We start from the raw sequence: 18,095 nt of genomic DNA on the forward strand, positions 1-18,095 counted from the left end.
GGTTAGATCAAGCGCAAAGATCGAGCGCGATATAGCGCTGGCGAAATAATGCTCTTGCATCTTTCTTTTAGGATAGTCACTGAGATGATCAGTGTAACAAGTCGTAACCATCGTGCAAAGCACGATTCTGGCGTCGCCGATATGCAGCATGGCGAGAAAGAACTCGCCATGCTCGATCAAACAATTACAGAGCGGCGGCTTTCAGGGCAGCAGCCTTGTCAGTGCGCTCCCAAGTGAATTCCGGCTCTTCGCGGCCGAAATGGCCATAGGCTGCAGTTTTTTGGTAAATCGGACGCAGCAAATCAAGCATCTGCACGATACCCTTGGGGCGCAGGTCGAAATGCTCCAGCACCAATTGCGCCAGCTTTTCGTCGCTGATCTTGCCGGTGCCAAAAGTGGTCACCATCACCGAAGTCGGCTTGGCGATACCGATCGCATACGAAATCTGGATCTGGCAACGGCTGGCAAGACCGGCGGCAACGATATTCTTCGCCACATAACGGCCGGCATAGGCCGCCGAACGGTCAACCTTGGACGGATCCTTACCGGAAAATGCGCCGCCGCCATGGGGCGCTGCGCCGCCATAGGTGTCAACAATGATCTTGCGTCCGGTCAAGCCGCAATCGCCTTGCGGGCCGCCAATGACGAAACGGCCGGTCGGATTAACCAGGTAACGGGTGTTCTGCAGCCATTCCTTCGGCACCACCGGCTTGATGATTTCTTCAATCGCTGCTTCCTCGATGGCCTTGTGCAGCATTTCCGGCGCGTGCTGGGTCGACAGCACCACGGTATCGATTGCAACTGGAACGCCATCGACGTATTTCAGCGTGACTTGCGATTTGGCGTCTGGGCGCAGCCAAGGCAGCCGGCCATCCTTGCGTAACTGCGATTGGCGTTCGACGATTCTGTGCGCGTAGTAGATCGCGGCTGGCATCAGTTCCGGCGTTTCGTCGCAAGCGTAGCCGAACATCAGGCCCTGGTCGCCAGCACCCTGGTCGAGATCGAGGCCCTTGCCTTCATCCACACCTTGGGCGATATCCGGCGATTGCTTGTCGTAGCCGACCAGCACCGAGCAGCTCTTGTAGTCGATGCCGTAGTCGGCGTTGTCGTAACCGATACGCTTGATGGTTTCACGCGCAACGGCGATGTAATCGACATTGGCGAAAGTGGTGACTTCACCCGCCAGTACTACCAGGCCGGTGTTGCAGAGGGTTTCAGCGGCGACCCGGGCTTGCGGGTCTTGCGTGAAAATTGCGTCCAGAATTGCATCGGAGATTTGATCTGCGACTTTGTCAGGGTGACCTTCAGAAACAGATTCCGAGGTGAAGAGGTATTCATGTGCCATTGCAAGCTCCAACAAAAAACAAGTGGTGACCATGTCGCAGTCAAACTTGTTGAGCCTGCGACGCTTTAGCGAAATTTGTATTCCGCCTCGCAAGTTGTCTATTAACTCGGCGGATAATGCTGATTACTATATATTAAGATAATTCTTATAAGCAAACTTCGGCAATTCAAAACACGATTCAAAACGATATCGCAACGTTATTTGAATTCCATACTATTGTGCTATTTTACGCCTCTTGAAAAAAATCGGCAAAATCCGGCCCCTTTTGGGCTTTGTTTAGGGGGCGTCAGGGAATAAGTTGGCTATTTGGCTGTCGTGGCTGGATGCGATGCAAGGCAGACGACACGCCGCAGTGCAAGCACTGCAAGCGGTGGCTAACGCCGCAGGGCGCCAGCTACGGCCAGCACAATGGTCAACTTATTTCCTGACGGCTCCTTAGCTCTTTTAGGCCTCATCCAATGCTCGTATCACTCTTTCGCCTGCTCTCAAAACTACCGCTTTCTTTCTTACATGTTATGGGCACGGCTGGCGGCTGGCTGGTCTATCTCGCCTCTGCCTCGTACCGCCAAAAATTGAAAGACAACCTGACGCAGGCCGGTTATCAAGCCACTCTGTCGCAAGCTATCAGTGAATCCGGCAAGAGCATGTTTGAGTTGCCATTCATCTGGTGTGCGTCGCCGCAACGGGTGTTGCGCACTGCCACCATCGAAAACTGGGAACTGGCGCAGGCCGCTCTGGATGCCAAGACCGGCGTAATTTTCCTGACGCCGCATCTGGGATGCTTTGAAGTCATCGCCCAGGCAATCGCCACCAAGACCCCACTTACAGCGCTATACCGGCCGCCGCGCAAGGCAGCTCTGAAACCCTTGATCGAAGGGGCGCGCGGACGCCACAACTTGCTGCTGGCGCCAGCCAACCTGGCTGGTGTTCGGACCTTGTTCAAGGCGCTAAAAAAGGGGCAGGCAATCGGCTTGCTACCCGATCAGGTACCGCAAAACGGCGAAGGCATATGGGCCGATTTTTTCGGTCGTCCCGCCTACACCATGACGCTGCCGGCAAAGCTGCAGCAGATGAGCGGCGCGCCTATCATCTTGTCCTATGCCGAACGACTATCTTTCGGGCGCGGCTATGTGATCCGCTTCGTAGCTTTTGACGAAACTCCGGGCCACACCCCTGAACAACGTACGCTCGCCATCAACCAGGCGATGGAACAGCTGATTGCGCGTTGTCCGGCGCAATATATCTGGAGCTACAACCGCTACAAGACGCCGCCGGGAGTTACGCCGGCAATGGATTCCACCGCGCAGGAACCGCAAGCATGAGGGCGCTATTGGCACTTTTGTGGCTGGCGCATTTTTTACCGCTATGGATCCTCGGCCCGGTCGGCGAAGCGCTAGGCTCATTGCTGTTTATCATCATGAAGCCGCGACGGCACATTACGCTGACCAATCTGCGCCTGTGCTTTCCCGAGATGCCGGAACAAGAACGTGTCGCGCTGGCGCGCCGCCATTTCCAGGCTTATTCGCGTAGCGTGCTGGAACGCAGCGTTTTGTGGTGGGCGTCGGAAACGCGCTTGCGACGTCTGATCAAGATCGAATCCGACCTGCCTCTCAGCACGCTACAGGCGGGGCCGACCATCCTGTTATGCCCGCACTTCGTCTGTCTGGAGATTCCGGGGATTGCACTGGTGCTGAATTCATCGGTATCGATCTGCACTATCTATACGCGCCAGCAAGATGCGGTGACGGATGCCGCGCTGCTGAAGGGACGCTCGCGCTTCCGGCCGGTCAAGCTGTTTTCCCGTGAACAAGGAGTCAAGCCCATCATTCGCGCCATGCGCGAAGGCTATCCTTTCATCATGTTGCCGGATATGGATTTCGGCATGAAAGATGCAGAGTTCGTGCCGTTTTTCAGTATCCCGACGGCAACACTAACCGCCACCGCACGGATTGCCGCCGCCACCAAAGCCAGCGTCGTGCCAATGATTGCGACTTTCCTCCCCGGCTACAAAGGCTGGAAGGTCACATTCTATCCAGCCTGGGAAAACTACCCTGGCGACGACATGACAGAAGCCACCCGGCGCATGAACGCCTTTATCGAAGCTCGTATCCTGGAAGCGCCAGCCGAATATTTTTGGGCCCACAAACGCTTCAAGACCCGGCCGCCAGGACAAGCAGATGTCTACGCCTCGTCAACGCCAGAACAAACTTGAAACACCGCAGCATCCAAACACGGTTTCCGTGATTTCCGTGATAATAGACATATGAAACTCAAATTCACAAAAATGCACGGTGCTGGCAATGATTTCGTCGTCATAGACGCGATCAGCCAGCACATCGATTTCACTGCGGCGCAATGGCAAATGCTGGGAGATCGCCGCTTCGGCGTCGGCGCCGATCAAATGCTGGTGGTGGAAAAGTCGCCGGCAGAAGGAGTCGATTTCCGCTATCGGATTTATAACGCCGATGGCGGTGAAGTCGAACAATGCGGCAATGGCGCGCGCGCTTTCGTCAAATTCGTCACCGACAAGGGCCTGACCAGCAAACGTGCGATCCGGGTGCAAACCATGTCGGGCATTATTGAACCGCGCCTGGAAGACGATGGCAGGATAACGGTCGACATGGGCGCGCCCGTCCTGACGCCGGCCGCCGTGCCGTTTGACGCCAGCAACCTGAGTAGCCGGATGCAAGGCGAGGATGCACTATGGCCGCTGGATATCCGGGACAAGCAAATCTGGATATCGGTGGTATCGATGGGCAACCCGCATGCGGTGCAAGTGGTCGAGGAGTGTGAAGCAGCGCCGGTCTTGATCGATGGCCCGCTGATAGAACATCATCCGCGCTTTCCGAAACGGGTCAACGCCGGCTTCATGCAGATTGTCGATCGTCATCACATCAAGCTGCGGGTGTTCGAACGCGGCGCCGGTGAAACCCTCGCTTGCGGTACAGGAGCTTGTGCTGCAGTGGTGGCAGGGATCCGCCGCGGCTTGCTGGATACGCCGGTGAAAGTCCAGACGCACGGTGGAGAACTGTCTATTGCATGGGCGGGCGACCAGCATCCGGTCATGATGACCGGTCCGGCGGTATCGGTATTCGAAGGCGAAATCGAGATCGCCGCCTAAGAACCTATCGGCTTAGGGCAACAGCCTCCTAGGCCAGATCGTCGGCTTCGGTTCCAGACACTGCAACCGGCACCGCTGCCTTGAAACGATACAGGCGTTGGCGATAGTTGCCTTCGGGTCCGTTGGGGCCGCAATCCACATCTTCGAACAAACGTGCAACCCGGCTCAACGCCTGGCGTTCCTCACCGGTCTGGATCTGGATCAGCCGCCGCTTGCTGCGCGCATAATGCCCCCGGATGTCGACCACCAGGCAATGCCCGCAATCGGCCTGGTTCAAATCCAGCAACAAGGCTTCCGGCCGGCTCAGGCCGAATATGGTCGCCAGCTCGATGCGCGCGGCAAGAAACGGATGCGCTGTGACCAGCTCACGCGTCAATTGCTGTTTCGCCGATTCGGCCCAAGGGGCCGGCTGCGCGCTATCGGCAATCTTTGCCAATAAACTTGCAGCCTCGGTATTGCCTTGCGCTGCCGCCTTTTGCAACCAGTACACAGCCCTGACGTCGTTGGCCAGTTTCTCACGGCGATTGCGCCAGGCGCTCAAACCGCACTCCAACTGCGCCGCACAATGGCCCATTTCAGCTGCATGCTCCAGATGGCGCTGCATATCAACCAGATTGCGCTGGGAAAATTCAGACTTCAAATAGATTCGTGACAAGGCGTACCAGGCATCGGCCAAACCAGCCTCACCGGCCAGTGTCAGCCAGCGGATGGCTTTTTTGTAATTGGCTGAACCGGTCCCTACTAGTAAGCGCTCACCATCGCTATTCATACGGGCATACCAAAGACCTAGCGCCAGTTGTGCAGTTTTATCATCCCCATAGGCGGCGAGCTCGAGAAACTGCTGCACCTCTCCGGCATCGAAACTGGCATTAGTCTGCAGCACTTGGGCGCAACGCAGCAGCAAAGACAGGTTCTCTTCACCTAGCTGGCGAGCCAGAGTTTCCGATGGCACATTCAATTGCGCCAGGATATCGGCATATTGTTCGGCCAGCGCCTTCGCTAATGGCAAGGCTCTTTCGAGAAAAACCGGCCAGTCAGACTTTTCCCAAGCCAACTGAGCCAATGATTGCTGAGCCTGCGTGACGCCGGCATCGGCGGCTCGTGCTGTCCATTTCAAAGTGGCGTCCTGCTCCGCCTGCTGTTCAGCCAGCCTGTGCGACTGGACAGCGATAACATGTTCGTCCAGCGATTTTCTTTCAGTAGAAGGTTGCGGAGCGATGTCAGCGTGTTGCGCCAACAGCCACTGGGCTTCCGCTACACCCGCATTAGCCGCTGTTTCCAAAACTTTGATTACCTTCACGCGCAATCCTTGCGACACATGTTGCGCTGCAGCCTGCCCCTCGCCGGCCAGCACCAGCTGCGCCAGCACCAGCCCGGCTTGCATCAGACCCGCATCGAAAGCCCGCTCATACCAGACGCACAGGGCAAATGGATCGGCTGCCGCACGCGCCACATCCAACGGAATATGACTCCCGATCAACATCCAGGCTTCAGATTCCTGTTGCTGCGCGGCCCGATCCAGCCAATGCAGCGCGGTCGACAAACTTTGCGGCAATCCATTGCCGCCAAATAGATAACGTTTACCCAAGGCCAGTTGCGCCGGCCCCTGCCCTGCACGGGCCGCGCGAATAATCGCCAAATCTTCACGTTTAGCCATAAGCACTCACTACTAAAACGTAAATTATCCCCGATAAATTCATAAAATTTTATTTCCGCCCATTTTTTACAATATATGAATCTTTTATACAACAAGGCGTTGGACGTTTGTGGCGGATAAAGATTCCCATAAGAACATGACAAATCCAGCTATTCGACTCAAACAGTCAAGATATGTATCAAAAGCAATATTTTAGTATCAAAGACATACAAAACTTAATCGATGTGAAATATTTTATAAATACGCAACATCCCAGGCCTTAGCCGTAGACGGCGACACCGCCCGGTTTTTTGCATAGATTAATGTCCTCGAGCTATTGCCTGATTTTTATTGCCTAACTTTACATAGTTCTGCTCAGGAAAGTTCGAACGGTTACCATGGAAACAAGAGAAAGCTTGAGCTGCGAAAGCAACACTGGGCCGTTAATAGATGTCCCAAAAATACAACAGAATTAACAATCTTCTCCAATTTCGACCAATTTATAGCGCCACAGGAAACCAAACCACAGGCATAGACGGCGAGACCCCTTAATGTTCATCCATCCGGCAAGATGTACGGATCCTTAAGACAGTTTTCTAAATAAAGGACGTCAAATGAAGAAATCACTAATCGCACTGGCCGTACTCGGCGCAATCGCAGGTGCAGCACAAGCTCAAAGCTCCGTAACCATCTACGGTATCGTTGATACTGGTATCACATACACCAACAAGGTTTCGACTGCAAATGCTGGCCCAAATGGCACAACGTCCGCCAACGGCAGCAAATTTGCTGTTAACTCCGGCATCATCCAAGGTTCGCGTCTGGGTTTCAAGGGCGTTGAAGATCTGGGCGGCGGTCTGAAGGCTCTGTTCCAATTGGAAGCTGGCTTCTCGAACGACACTGGCGCGCTGCAAAGCGACAAGGGTTCGTCGACTCTGTTCCGTCGTAAATCGGTAGTTGGCCTGGGCGGTGACTTCGGTTCCGTTCTGCTGGGTCGTCAAACTGACATCCTGGACGACGTTAGCCAATGGACTTCGGTTCAAGATTTCGGTGGCGTAACTGGTTCCGTCGGTCACAACCTGGACCGTTTGGAAGGTACACGTACTAACAATTCGATCCGCTACAACACGCCAAATCTGTCCGGCTTCACTGGTAGCCTGATCTATGGCTTCGGCGAAACAGCTGGTCAAACTTCGGGCGGTCAATCGTTCGGTCTGGGCGGTCAGTACGCAAACGGCCCACTGGGTGTGTATGCTGCTTACTACCAATCGAAGCTGGGCAATACACCGTCTGACGTTTCGCTGACTAACAACGCTCCAGCATTCGCCGGCAAGGCTGGCGACACAGCTCTGAAGACATTCAGCCTGGGCGCAAGCTACCAAGCTGGTCCTGCTCGCCTGTACGGTAACTGGTCGCGCGTCAAGCAGCCACTGGCTACTGCATGGAACGGCACAACTGCTCTGACAACCGCTTCTGGCGCTCCTAACTTCTACAGCGTTGGTTCGATTAACAACAGCAAAGCTGACATCTTCGAACTGGGTGTTAACTACTCTGTGACTGCTCCTCTGCACCTGTTGGGCAGCGTTCAGTACAACAAGCTGACTTTCGTTCCTGATGGCACTGGCCTGAACAGCAACGGTAAGCTGATCCAGTACAACCTGGGTACAGACTACTTCCTGTCCAAGCGTACCGACCTGTATGCATTCGCTTCTTACCTGCAAGCTAAGAATGCAGCTAACCCAGGCGTTGAAGGCGACGGCACTGGTGGCACAGCTAACCAAACAGCAGTTACTGTTGGTATCCGTCACAAGTTCTAATTTAAGTTAGCCGAACCCGCAGCAACAAGCGGGCCAGGTTACTTGAATCAAGATCTAAAAAACCCGCATGGTTCGCCATGCGGGTTTTTTATTGCCTGCAGCCCCTTGTCGCTCTCTGAAAACCTCAGGTTGTCACACAACGGCTTCGCGGTGTACCCTAGGTCATTCCTTTTCTTCATCATCGACACCACAGCACATGACCTCCCCTCTGGATCCCGATAACGTCGCCCAATATCTGATCGACTCACCGCATTTTTTCGAAGAACATGCCGAACTGCTGGCAAAAATTCGCCTCAGCAGCCCTCTGCTGGGCCGCGCAGTATCGCTGCAAGAACGGCAAATGGAAATACTGCGCGAGAAAATCAAAGTACAGGATTTACGGCTGGCGGACATGGTGCGCAATGCACAGGAAAATGACGCCACCTCGCATAAATTGCATCGTTGGACCCGCAGCCTGCTGCTAGCACGCAACGATGTCGATTTGCCGCATACACTGGTAGATGGATTGCGCACCACATTTGCAGTACCACAGGCCACCTTGCGTCTTTGGGGCGTCTCCGAAGACTATTCGCATACCTGGTTTGCCGCTGCTGCGTCAGAAGATGCCAAGATTTTTGCAAATGGCTTGAGCATGCCATTTTGCGGCAGCAACAATGATTTCGAAGCTGCCTCCTGGCTAGAGCAGGATATCCAGTCCGTGGCCATGCTGCCGCTACGCAGCGGCGACAGCACAACTTCAGCCACCTTCGGCTTACTGGTGCTGGGCTCGCCCGATGCGCAACGCTTCAGCGCCGACATGGCGACCGATTTCCTGGTACAGATCGGCGAGACGGCAAGCGCTGCCCTCGCCTGCCTGCTCGAATAGACCGGAACCAAAGGATAAACGACAACGTGAACGTGAACGGCGCCACCAACCAGTCTTATCTGAGCAGCTACCTCGATAGCCTGGCGGGACAGCGCCAGTTATCCGCGCATACGATCAGCAACTATGCACGCGACTTGCAGGAGCTGACCAGCTTGACCCAGGCGCTGGGCGAAACGTGGGAATTCGCCGCCATCAGCCATTTCCATATTCGTAAATTCGCGGCGCAATTGCACTCGCGCGGCTTGAGCCCGAGCTCGATTGCACGCAAGCTGTCCGCCTGGCGCGGATTTTTTGAGTGGCTGGCAGAACAAATCCCACTTTCCAGTAATCCTGTCGAAGGGGTCAAAGCACCCAAACGCGCCAAGCCCTTGCCGAAAGCCATGGCCGCCGATGACGCCATCCACCTGGTCGCCAGCGTCAATCCGCTCGCCGATGCCGGCTCCAGCATGGCTTTGTGCAACCAGGCCATGTTTGAACTGCTGTATTCCAGCGGCTTGCGGGTCTCAGAACTAGCCGGGCTGGATCTGCGTTATACGCGTCAGGACGGCTACGAGTCGGCCGGTTGGATCGATCTGGATGCCGCCGAAGTGACCGTCACCGGCAAGGGCGGCAAGAAGCGCAGTGTGCCTGTGGGCGATCCGGCGATCAAAGCTATTGCTGCTTGGCTGCCACTACGGCAAACGCTGTGTAAAAGCGATCAAGCTGACCATGCGGCGGCGTTATTCCTGAGCGAACGCGGTAGCCGCGTATCGCCGCGCGTGATCCAACTGCGTCTGAAACACCATGCGCAAGCGCTCGGTATCGGCAGCAACGTCCATCCTCACATGCTGCGTCACTCGTTTGCGTCGCACATGCTGCAGGGTTCAGGAGATTTACGCGCGGTGCAAGAACTGCTGGGCCACGCATCGATTGCCGCCACCCAGGTCTATACATCGCTGGATTTCCAGCGCTTGGCGCAGGTCTACGACGCAGCCCACCCACGTGCAAAAAAAATCTCTGACAAGTAATGCCATATAGGGAAATGAATGAAGCCCTTGTCTCGAAACCCACATCAAATATGCAACTGAATTGCATTTCAGGCATAATTGAAGCCTTATACAACCCCGCAGCATGCCTCGCACTATGAACCCAGGTCAAAAATCCAAGTCTGTTGCCGGCGCCGCTGCACATGCGGCAGCAACCGCCGCCAAGGCTGCCCCCCATCAGCATGCCGCAGCTTTGGCTGAGGCGCAGTTGCGCGAAGCCGCGCTACGTATTACGCCGGTCCGTATCAAAGTCCTGGCTGCGTTACTGGAAGCGCGTTGCGCTTTTTCGCATCAAGACATGCAGGACCAGTTTGTCGAAATGGACCGGGTAACCTTGTATCGCGCGCTAGACTGCCTGACCGACGCCGGCCTGGCGCACAAGATCGCCGGCGATGACCGCGTGTTCCGCTATAGCGCCGGCGCCGAACATGGCGATTCCGGGACGCACGGCGACGCTGCGCACCATACCCAGCATCAGCACGGTCATTTCAAATGCACCCGCTGCACCAAGGTGTTTTGCCTGGACGGCAGTGGCGACGCAGGCTTCCTCGACAGCATACTGACGCTTGGCGACAATCATGCCAACAGCACACCGGCGGCGCTGCGCAAGCAGTTGCAGCAAGCCTTGCAAGATACGCTGGGTAAAGGTTTCCAGGGCCATGAGATCGAATTGACGATCAAGGGCTGGTGCGCTGACTGCGCGCATTAGCAGGCTACCTGATCCTTGGCCAGCAGGCGCAGAAATGTATTGATCTGCCGGCCGGTCCCCTTTTATTTCTAATTTTCCGAACTGCCATGGCACTTATACCTACTACTATCCTGACCGGCTTCCTCGGCGCCGGAAAAACCACTTTGCTGAACCGCATTCTGCAACAGCAGCACAGCCATAAAATCGCCGTGATCGAAAACGAGTTCGGCCAGGAAAATATTGATAATGAAATCCTGGTGCAGGATAGCACCGAGCAAATCGTTGAAATGAACAACGGCTGCATTTGCTGCACCGTACGCGGCGACCTGATCGTTGCCCTGACCAATCTGGCGCACCGCCGCACTGCGGGCGAACTGAATTTTGACAGAGTCATCATTGAGACCACCGGCATGGCCAATCCGGGACCGGTCGCGCAAACCTTCTTTGTCGACGACGAGGTGGCGATGCACTTCATGCTGGACGCCATCGTCACCGTGGTCGATGCCAAACATGCAATGATGCAGCTGGATCAGCAGGAAGAAGCACAACGGCAAGTTGGTTTTGCCGACAAATTGCTGCTCTCCAAAACCGACCTAGTCAGCTCGGAAGAGGTAGCCGCCCTGAACAGCCGCCTGAAACGCATCAATCCGCGTGCGCCGATCATCACGCTCGATCCACAACACACTCCGATTGAAGAAATCCTGGATATCCGCGGCTTCAATCTCAACGCCAAGCTGGAAATCGATCCTGATTTTTTGGCAACAGAAGAGCACGATCACGAGCATGCCGGCGACGATTGCGACCATCCGTCCCACCAGCACGATAGCCACGACCATCATCACAACCATCACCATGCTCACCATGACGATGAAATCGCCGCTTTTGTGTTCAAAAGTGAAAGACCTTTCGATACTGCGCGCCTGGATGAATTCCTCGGCAGCCTGGTGCAAGTATATGGACCGCGCATGCTGCGCTACAAAGGCGTATTGTTGATGGATGGCGCCGACCGCAAGGTAGTGTTTCAAGGCGTGCATCAAATCATGGGCAGCGATGTCGGCGGCAAATGGGATGCAAATGAGACACGTGGCAGTAAAATGGTCTTCATCGGCAAGAATCTGCCGAAAGACATCTTTATTCGCGGTTTAGAGCAATGTTTGGTATAAACTATGGCAGTTTTGCGCTGGGAAATCACTGGATAGCAGGCCAATAGCATCTTCCTTTGGCCGCTGATTAAGGGAGAGGACCATGAACCTGACCGATAAAAAGACCGCCGCCAAAGCGACGGTCTCGCTGGGGAAATCGACGTCGTCGAGCCAAGCCCGTGAATCGGGCCAGGCTCCTGCCGCCGCAGGAAAGACCGGCAGCAGCGCAAAGGCGACGGAAAAGCAGGCAAAACTTGCCGCCACGGCACCGCGGAAAACTGAGCCCCCTACGGCAACTGCGGCCAAGGCAGTTTCCAAAGTTGCCAAACCCAGTCCCAAACCTGTTGTAAAATCCTTAGCCAAGAAAACGGTGACTGCAACAAGATCCGATCCTGCAGCCGACAAGGAAACACGCAATAAGGTAATCCGTAATGAAGTAACGGGTAATACAGCGGTGAAAACCAGTAGTTCTGCTACAAAGAAACTGAATTCCCCAACGGCCAGATCCGGCGCCAGCGCCAGCAACACCAGCAGTAAGCCTGGTACCGGATCAACGGATAAAATTGAAAAAAACGTCGTATCGAAAGCAAGCGAAGTGGCTACTAAAACAACCAAACCAACCTCTGATTCCATCACTCTGTTGACCGAAGAGCAAATCTTAAAGATGAGCGAAAAGGACTACATGAATGAGGCCCAACTGGCATTCTTCAAGGCACGTTTGCAGCAGTTAGAAATCGACCTGCTCAAGAACGCAGGAGAAACCACGGAACATCTGCGTGAAACGGTCCTGGTGCCGGATCCTGCGGACCGCGCCACGATCGAAGAAGAGCATGCACTGGAATTGCGCACCCGCGACCGCGAACGCAAATTGCTGAAAAAAGTACAGCAATCGATCGCATCGATCGACGCCGGTGAATACGGCTGGTGCGAAGAAACCGGCGAACCAATCGGCATTCCACGCTTGTTGGCGCGGCCGACGGCAACCTTGTCGCTGGAAGCGCAGCAACGCCGCGAACTGAAGCAGAAACTTTACGGCGACTGAGTCTCGCCAGCGGTCCCGATAACGCAAATGCCTGCGAACGCTGCAAGGATGAATTCCTGCAGATAACGCAGGCGCGCAGCAGATAGCCTCCCTGTCGTCGGATTGTTACGCCTGATTCACCGCCGTTTGCTTTATCCAGACTCTCGATGCAAGCCCAGCCAACCCGCTCAAGACACCTCCGGCATGCCGCCCTGGCGCCAGTGCTGGTGTTTGCGATCCTGTTCGCCCAATGGCTGGGGCTGACACACAGCATTGTCCATGCGGCCTGGGAAAACAAGTCCGAGACTCACCTGACGCACATTACGTCGGTCATTGAGCGCGCCATCGAAGGCGGCGGCAAAGCACATCATTCCTGCGCGGCATTCGACGACGCCACCTTGGCAGCAGCGATATACTCGGCGCCGCCAGCACTACCGCCATTGCCAGGTAAACATCTACTGGCCCTATGGCAGGCATTCGCCTCTTGGGATGCACCATTCACTTGCCACTTTTCATCCCGCGCTCCACCCCGCTCCTGACAGGACGCCATTTACCGGCTTCGCTCATCCCGAAGCATCACATCATTTATTGCCGTCGCCCGGGATCATGCCCGACCGATAGCGCGCTAGCCATGCCTGGCTGTCCGCCGTCCCGCACGATTCACGTTGCGTGGGACCGTAAGCAACCGGCGTAGCACCCTCGCGCATTGCTGACGCATCGATCTCAAGGTCGACGGCCGTTACCTGTCTAGGAATTATCATGTTTGTCCAACGTACGCTCTTATCCAGCGCGGTCCTGTCCGCGCTGGCCGTTTTGTCGTCTGCCGCATCCGCCCAAACCGAAATCGCCGAGCAGGCCGGCGCCCTGTCGCCCGTCGTAGTCACCGCCAGCCCGTTCAACGCCAGTGCCGACACCCAAATCCTGAATCCGACAAAAGTATTGTCAGGAGCAGAACTACGTAACAAGACCGGCACCTCGCTGGGCGACACACTGGCGCAGGAACTCGGCGTGTCCGCATCTGGTTTTGGCGCTGGCGCTTCCCGACCGATCATCCGTGGCATGGGCGGTCCGCGCGTCAAGATTCTGCAAAACGGCATGTCGGTCGCCGACGTCTCCAGCCTGTCCGATGATCATGCGGTCGCCAGCGAAGCCACGCTGGCCCGTCAAATTGAAATCCTGCGCGGCCCGGCTGCACTGCTGTATGGTTCGGGCGCCATCGGCGGCCTGGTCAATGTGGTCAACGACCGTATCCCGACACAACTGCAAAAGGAGGTCAGCGGCGAAGCCGAAGCCCGCTATAGCAGCGTCGACAACGGCAAAAGCACCTCTGTCATGCTGGAAGGTTCCGCCGGACCGATAGGTATGCATCTGGACGGTAACTGGCGCGATACCGGCAACTACAAGATCCCCGGCAATGCGGCCCAGAACGACCCTACCTCGGCTTCCCGCCGACTACCGACCTCCTTTACCCATGAGACCAATCTCGGCCTGGGTGCCTCGTATATCGCTTCCTGGGGCTATATCGGCGCCTCCGCAGCCGCCCTGGACGACCACTACGGCATCCCAACCGATGAAAAATCGTTCATCGACCTGCATCAGACCCGCTACGACATCGCCGGCCAGGTCGACGAACCATTCGCCGGTTTTGAGAAATTGAGCTTCAAGCTGGGTCGCACCGACTACGGCCATACGGAGAAAGGGGAAGATGGTACAGCGCACACGATTTTCTCCAACCAGTCGACCGAAACCAGGCTGGAACTGTCGCACAAGCCGATGGCGGGATGGCGCGGCACTTTCGGCATGCAAAGCGACGATACCCGTTTCTCCTCGCTCGGCGCAGAAAGCAATATGCCCGATACGGTTCCTAAAACCAAATCCACCTCGATCGCAGCATTCCTGGTCGAAGAACGCGATTTCGGTCCGATCCTCGCCACCGCAGGCCTGCGTCTGGAATCGGTGAAACGTCAACCGGACGCCGCAGCGCAGCTGGCCGATCGCAATTTCAACCTGGCTTCGTACTCGATCGGCGGCCTGTGGCGTTTCGCTCCAGGCTACAGCTTCGGCCCGACACTCTCCATCGCACAGCGCGCACCTACCGCGGAAGAGTTGTATTCGCATGGTCCGCATGAAGCAACCGCCACTTTCGACATCGGCGATCCAGCCTTGAAAAAGGAAACCTCACGCAACATCGAACTCACCTTGCAGAAAACCACAGGCCTGGTGCGATGGAAAGCCAACCTGTTCGAAAACCACGTGCGCAATTATGTTTACGGGCGCATGGGAGAGACGGCGGTAGACGAGCACGACCATGGCGCCGCAGACGATCATGAGCATGATCACGATCACGGCGAATTCACGGAACGTTTCTGGTCGCAGGCTGACGCCGTCATTCGCGGCGCCGAAGCAGAAATAAGCTATAACCTGGCTGGTGAAGGTTTTTCGGTGCGCGGCTTTGCCGACACTTCACGCGGCAGGTTGACAAACATGGGCAATCTGCCATTGCAGCCAGCCAGCCGCTACGGCGTCGATCTCGGCTACGCCCAAGGCCCGTGGCGCAGCGGCCTGACCATCCTGCGCGCGCAGCAGCAAGACCGGCTGGCGACATTTGAGCACAGCGTGACGCCAGCCTACACCAAGATCGACGCCAATATCTCCTACACGCAAAAGATGGGGGCAATGCAGATAACCTGGTTTGCCTTGGCCAAAAACCTGCTCAACCAGGATATCCGCTTGGCGACGTCGGTATTGAAAGATGTTGCACCGCAGCCGGGACGTAGTCTGATTCTTGGCGTGCGCACAAAGTTCTAAGCTGAACAGGCGGGATTGCAAAGCCGAAAAGCCAGTGTCTAAAAAAGCTTGTGCAGTGCAATCCCCACCCGATTTCAGACATGGAAGAGTATGCAAGATGACCATTTTCAACGGTCCTTATGCAAAAATCACAACATATTTATGTCATAACTTAGCGTGTTCCGGACATACTTCCAGGGTGGCTTTGTGTTACCTTTAGCGGTATCGATTGATCGTGCTTTTTTTCTTGGAAACAGGTAAAAGCCCGAGCAGCCTCAAAACAAAAATGCAGCCATGAAGACAGCAAAAGCAGTGGCTAAAGCGATGACAAAAGCGCATCTGGAAATTCGCGGAATCAGCAACCGGCCCCACAGTAAGCGGCCTTATCTGACAACCCGGTTTTCAATAAAATTACAGCTAACGCGGCTACTCATACGCAGCTATAACAGCAACTAACTATCAGGATTAACACGTGGGGATTTTCTCGCTCTTCGGCAAAAATAATCGTCCAAACGGTACGCCACCGGAGGATGACAAGTTACCAGCCGCGGCAGACAATCAGGCGCCGGTTCTGTTTGGCGAAAGCCCGGAGCGGCTGACCAACTCGACCACGATACGTGATGGCGCTGTACGCAGCACGACCACCATGAAGATCGACGCCATCGAATCAGAGATGTCTTCCGAGTTCGTTCATCTGCCGCCGTCGGCGAAATCACTGGCGGACTCAACGACAACAACGCCGCTCACCCAGGGACCGAACACTACCCAGCTGACATTGCCGGTGATGAGCCGCACGACAGAATACCTGGACGATCAATCCAGAAGCGGCAGCATCGAAGTATCCGTCTCCGACACGCCGGAAGTCATCGAAGAGGCGGCCGTACTTTTTGCCAGCGACCAGAACGACATTGCCGAAGCGCTGTTGTTGAATGCCATCGGCGAAGATAATCTCGGCTCCTCCACCCATATTGTCTGGTGGATGCTGCTGGACCTGTACCAGATCACTGGCAAGCAACAGGAATTCGATAACCTGTCCGTCGATTTTGCCAATAAATTTGAAACGTCCCCGCCGACCTGGATCGACATCATGACCCTCGATCCGCAGGCAAAAAATCAGGAAAAGCCCGGCTCCACGCCGGCCGTAGCGTTCTCCGGGAAACTGGATGCCAACATCGGCAAGCAACTTGAACGCGCGCAAAAACTGAGCGTCACCCATCCTGCGGTGCGGCTCGAATTTACACGAGTCAGTTCGGTGGATCCGATCGGTTGCGGCCTGTTGCTGCGCATGCTGAAAAAATTGCAAAAATCCGGACTCGACCTGATCCTGGTCGGCGCCAACGAGCTGGCGGACAGGATCCGTGAAATCCTGCAGGTCGGTCGTCGTGACGAAACCGCCGCGCCATGGCTGTTGCTGCTGGAAATACTGCACCTGCTCAATCTTGAGCAAGCCTATGAAGACACAAGCATCGACTATTCGATAACCTTTGAAGTCTCGCCACCGCCGTTTGTAGCGCCGCACACCAAGATCATCACCGCCGCTGAAGACAATGGCCAGGTCTCCAATGCAGCTGGCAACAACAGCTTGCTGATGCCAATCCTGATAGAAGGCCGCACAGAAGACCTGCTAACCAAGATTCACACCCACACCATCACCCATAGTCCGGCGATCATGGATTGTTCGCGCCTGGTCAGGGTCGATTTCAGTGCTGCAGGCGAGTTGTTGAATGGTTTGTCCATACTTGTCGGTAGCGGTAACGTCATCGAGTTTCACAGCGTCAACCATCTGGTGACAGCCTTGTTCAAAGTAGTAGGCATACAGGAAATCGTTCGGGTTGTGCCACGTAAAAATTGATTTATTAGCAAAATCGACCTCCGCAGTAATTAAATAGCAATGCGATTCGCGTCGAGTCGGCCAAAATAAACGCTTGTAATCACGCCAGCCGTCCCCATTTTTTCGGAACAGCATCAATTTATCGTTTGATACTGCATCACATGCAGCATGGCCGCAGCATCCTGCGCCCTGCATGAGCGGCTCTGTCCGCATTTTCTGAGGCTTGCAAAAATGGAACAATTTCACGGCACCACCATTCTTTCAGTACGGCGCGGCAATAGCGTCGCCTTGGGCGGAGATGGTCAGGTAACACTCGGCAATGTCGTTATGAAGGGCACTGCCCGTAAAGTACGCAAGTTGTATCAAGGTAAAGTTTTGGTCGGTTTCGCTGGCGGCACTGCCGACGCGTTCACCCTGCTCGACCTGTTTGAGTCAAAACTGGAAAAGCATCAGGGCAATCTGATGCGCGCTTCAGTCGACCTGGCCAAAGAATGGCGCACCGACCGCATGCTGCGCCGGCTGGAAGCCATGCTGTTGACGGCTGACCGTGAAACCACGCTGGTAATCACCGGCAATGGCGATGTGCTGGAACCTACTGACGGTATCGGCGCGATCGGTTCCGGCGGCACCTTTGCACAATCGGCAGCCAAGGCGCTGCAAGAAAACACCGAGCTGACGCCCGCCGAGATCGTCAAGAAATCGCTGGTGATTGCCGGCGAGCTCTGCATCTATACCAATCAGTCGCACATCATCGAAACGCTGGATTAATTCCACACCCACGATTCCACACATTCTGTGATGCGCAAACATTACTTTG

17 protein-coding genes are annotated in these 18,095 nt (G+C 55.4%); 13 read left to right on the top strand and 4 right to left on the bottom strand.

Annotated elements, in window-relative coordinates:
• Positions 1 to 184 precede the first annotated feature (184 nt).
• Positions 185 to 1,345 (bottom strand): methionine adenosyltransferase, encoded by a 1,161-nt coding sequence (gene metK, locus LT85_RS22700; protein WP_038493489.1) that lies wholly within the window; start codon positions 1,343 to 1,345, stop codon positions 185 to 187.
• Between the two features lie 458 nt (positions 1,346 to 1,803).
• On the opposite strand from metK, the gene LT85_RS22705 reads away from it, so the two are divergent.
• From LT85_RS22705 to dapF, 3 genes are read left to right on the top strand one after another with little or no spacing between them, the layout of a single operon-like run.
• Positions 1,804 to 2,667, top strand: a complete 864-nt coding sequence (locus tag LT85_RS22705; RefSeq protein WP_038493492.1) for a lysophospholipid acyltransferase family protein — start codon at positions 1,804 to 1,806, stop codon at positions 2,665 to 2,667.
• Positions 2,664 to 3,557, top strand: a complete 894-nt coding sequence (locus LT85_RS22710) for an LpxL/LpxP family acyltransferase (RefSeq protein ID WP_038493495.1) — start codon at positions 2,664 to 2,666, stop codon at positions 3,555 to 3,557. The genes LT85_RS22705 and LT85_RS22710 overlap by 4 nt, the downstream gene beginning before the upstream one ends.
• 51 nt (positions 3,558 to 3,608) lie before the next feature.
• Entirely contained in the window at positions 3,609 to 4,466 is an 858-nt protein-coding gene (gene dapF, locus LT85_RS22715) for a diaminopimelate epimerase (RefSeq protein ID WP_038493498.1), read from the top strand.
• A gap of 28 nt (positions 4,467 to 4,494) precedes the next feature.
• Here dapF and LT85_RS22720 read toward each other — a convergent pair whose 3' ends face one another.
• Positions 4,495 to 6,123 (bottom strand): tetratricopeptide repeat protein, encoded by a 1,629-nt coding sequence (locus tag LT85_RS22720; protein WP_038493501.1) that lies wholly within the window; start codon positions 6,121 to 6,123, stop codon positions 4,495 to 4,497.
• Positions 6,124 to 6,716: 593 nt separating this feature from the next.
• Between LT85_RS22720 and LT85_RS22725 the strand changes: the two genes are divergently transcribed.
• From LT85_RS22725 to LT85_RS22745, 5 genes are all read left to right on the top strand, one after another.
• Positions 6,717 to 7,919 carry a porin gene (locus tag LT85_RS22725; protein WP_038493504.1) on the top strand — a complete coding sequence of 401 codons (1,203 nt, stop codon included), beginning with the start codon at positions 6,717 to 6,719 and terminating at the stop codon, positions 7,917 to 7,919.
• Positions 7,920 to 8,115: 196 nt separating this feature from the next.
• Positions 8,116 to 8,784: a DUF484 family protein gene (locus LT85_RS22730; protein WP_038493506.1), complete on the top strand. Its 669-nt coding sequence runs from the start codon at positions 8,116 to 8,118 to the stop codon at positions 8,782 to 8,784.
• A gap of 32 nt (positions 8,785 to 8,816) precedes the next feature.
• Positions 8,817 to 9,791 carry a tyrosine recombinase XerC gene (gene xerC, locus LT85_RS22735; RefSeq protein WP_038497217.1) on the top strand — a complete coding sequence of 325 codons (975 nt, stop codon included), beginning with the start codon at positions 8,817 to 8,819 and terminating at the stop codon, positions 9,789 to 9,791.
• A gap of 115 nt (positions 9,792 to 9,906) precedes the next feature.
• Positions 9,907 to 10,518 (top strand): Fur family transcriptional regulator, encoded by a 612-nt coding sequence (locus LT85_RS22740; RefSeq protein WP_156117615.1) that lies wholly within the window; start codon positions 9,907 to 9,909, stop codon positions 10,516 to 10,518.
• A gap of 86 nt (positions 10,519 to 10,604) precedes the next feature.
• Positions 10,605 to 11,660, top strand: coding sequence for a CobW family GTP-binding protein (locus LT85_RS22745; protein ID WP_038493512.1), 1,056 nt, complete (start codon positions 10,605 to 10,607; stop codon positions 11,658 to 11,660).
• Here the strand turns inward: LT85_RS22745 and LT85_RS27630 are convergent.
• Positions 11,640 to 12,272, bottom strand: a complete 633-nt coding sequence (locus LT85_RS27630) for a hypothetical protein (RefSeq protein WP_172656920.1) — start codon at positions 12,270 to 12,272, stop codon at positions 11,640 to 11,642. The genes LT85_RS22745 and LT85_RS27630 overlap by 21 nt on opposite strands.
• A 4-nt stretch (positions 12,273 to 12,276) precedes the next feature.
• On the opposite strand from LT85_RS27630, the gene dksA reads away from it, so the two are divergent.
• A complete protein-coding gene (gene dksA, locus LT85_RS27635) occupies positions 12,277 to 12,681 on the top strand; it encodes an RNA polymerase-binding protein DksA (RefSeq protein WP_038497220.1) in 405 nt (134 codons plus the stop codon).
• Positions 12,682 to 12,827: 146 nt separating this feature from the next.
• Positions 12,828 to 13,199 carry a hypothetical protein gene (locus LT85_RS22755; RefSeq protein ID WP_038493515.1) on the top strand — a complete coding sequence of 124 codons (372 nt, stop codon included), beginning with the start codon at positions 12,828 to 12,830 and terminating at the stop codon, positions 13,197 to 13,199.
• A 42-nt stretch (positions 13,200 to 13,241) separates the two neighbouring features.
• On the opposite strand, the gene LT85_RS22760 is transcribed toward LT85_RS22755, so the two are convergent.
• Complete coding sequence (locus LT85_RS22760; protein WP_038493520.1) at positions 13,242 to 13,421, bottom strand: hypothetical protein; 180 nt, start codon at positions 13,419 to 13,421, stop codon at positions 13,242 to 13,244.
• Between LT85_RS22760 and LT85_RS22765 the strand changes: the two genes are divergently transcribed.
• From LT85_RS22765 to hslV, 3 genes are all read left to right on the top strand, one after another.
• Positions 13,420 to 15,468 carry a TonB-dependent receptor gene (locus LT85_RS22765; protein ID WP_038493523.1) on the top strand — a complete coding sequence of 683 codons (2,049 nt, stop codon included), beginning with the start codon at positions 13,420 to 13,422 and terminating at the stop codon, positions 15,466 to 15,468. The two genes, LT85_RS22760 and LT85_RS22765, sit on opposite strands and share 2 nt — an antisense overlap.
• 451 nt (positions 15,469 to 15,919) lie before the next feature.
• Entirely contained in the window at positions 15,920 to 17,299 is a 1,380-nt protein-coding gene (locus tag LT85_RS22770) for an STAS domain-containing protein (protein ID WP_038493526.1), read from the top strand.
• A 210-nt stretch (positions 17,300 to 17,509) separates the two neighbouring features.
• Positions 17,510 to 18,046, top strand: coding sequence for an ATP-dependent protease subunit HslV (gene hslV / locus LT85_RS22775; RefSeq protein WP_038493529.1), 537 nt, complete (start codon positions 17,510 to 17,512; stop codon positions 18,044 to 18,046).
• Positions 18,047 to 18,095 lie beyond the last annotated feature (49 nt).

The sequence above is a fragment of the Collimonas arenae genome, assembly GCF_000786695.1.
GTDB lineage: Bacteria > Pseudomonadota > Gammaproteobacteria > Burkholderiales > Burkholderiaceae_D > Collimonas > Collimonas arenae_A.

Coding starts and splice junctions, on each gene's coding strand:
- LT85_RS22755 (WP_038493515.1), top strand. CDS start 12,828: ATGCAAGCCCAGCCAACCCGCTCAAGACACCTCCGGCATGCCGCCCTG.
- metK (WP_038493489.1), bottom strand. CDS start 1,345: ATGGCACATGAATACCTCTTCACCTCGGAATCTGTTTCTGAAGGTCAC.
- LT85_RS22705 (WP_038493492.1), top strand. CDS start 1,804: ATGCTCGTATCACTCTTTCGCCTGCTCTCAAAACTACCGCTTTCTTTC.
- LT85_RS22725 (WP_038493504.1), top strand. CDS start 6,717: ATGAAGAAATCACTAATCGCACTGGCCGTACTCGGCGCAATCGCAGGT.
- LT85_RS22740 (WP_156117615.1), top strand. CDS start 9,907: ATGAACCCAGGTCAAAAATCCAAGTCTGTTGCCGGCGCCGCTGCACAT.
- LT85_RS22710 (WP_038493495.1), top strand. CDS start 2,664: ATGAGGGCGCTATTGGCACTTTTGTGGCTGGCGCATTTTTTACCGCTA.
- LT85_RS22760 (WP_038493520.1), bottom strand. CDS start 13,421: ATGATAATTCCTAGACAGGTAACGGCCGTCGACCTTGAGATCGATGCG.
- dapF (WP_038493498.1), top strand. CDS start 3,609: ATGAAACTCAAATTCACAAAAATGCACGGTGCTGGCAATGATTTCGTC.
- LT85_RS27630 (WP_172656920.1), bottom strand. CDS start 12,272: ATGGAATCAGAGGTTGGTTTGGTTGTTTTAGTAGCCACTTCGCTTGCT.
- LT85_RS22745 (WP_038493512.1), top strand. CDS start 10,605: ATGGCACTTATACCTACTACTATCCTGACCGGCTTCCTCGGCGCCGGA.
- LT85_RS22720 (WP_038493501.1), bottom strand. CDS start 6,123: ATGGCTAAACGTGAAGATTTGGCGATTATTCGCGCGGCCCGTGCAGGG.
- LT85_RS22765 (WP_038493523.1), top strand. CDS start 13,420: ATGTTTGTCCAACGTACGCTCTTATCCAGCGCGGTCCTGTCCGCGCTG.
- hslV (WP_038493529.1), top strand. CDS start 17,510: ATGGAACAATTTCACGGCACCACCATTCTTTCAGTACGGCGCGGCAAT.
- LT85_RS22730 (WP_038493506.1), top strand. CDS start 8,116: ATGACCTCCCCTCTGGATCCCGATAACGTCGCCCAATATCTGATCGAC.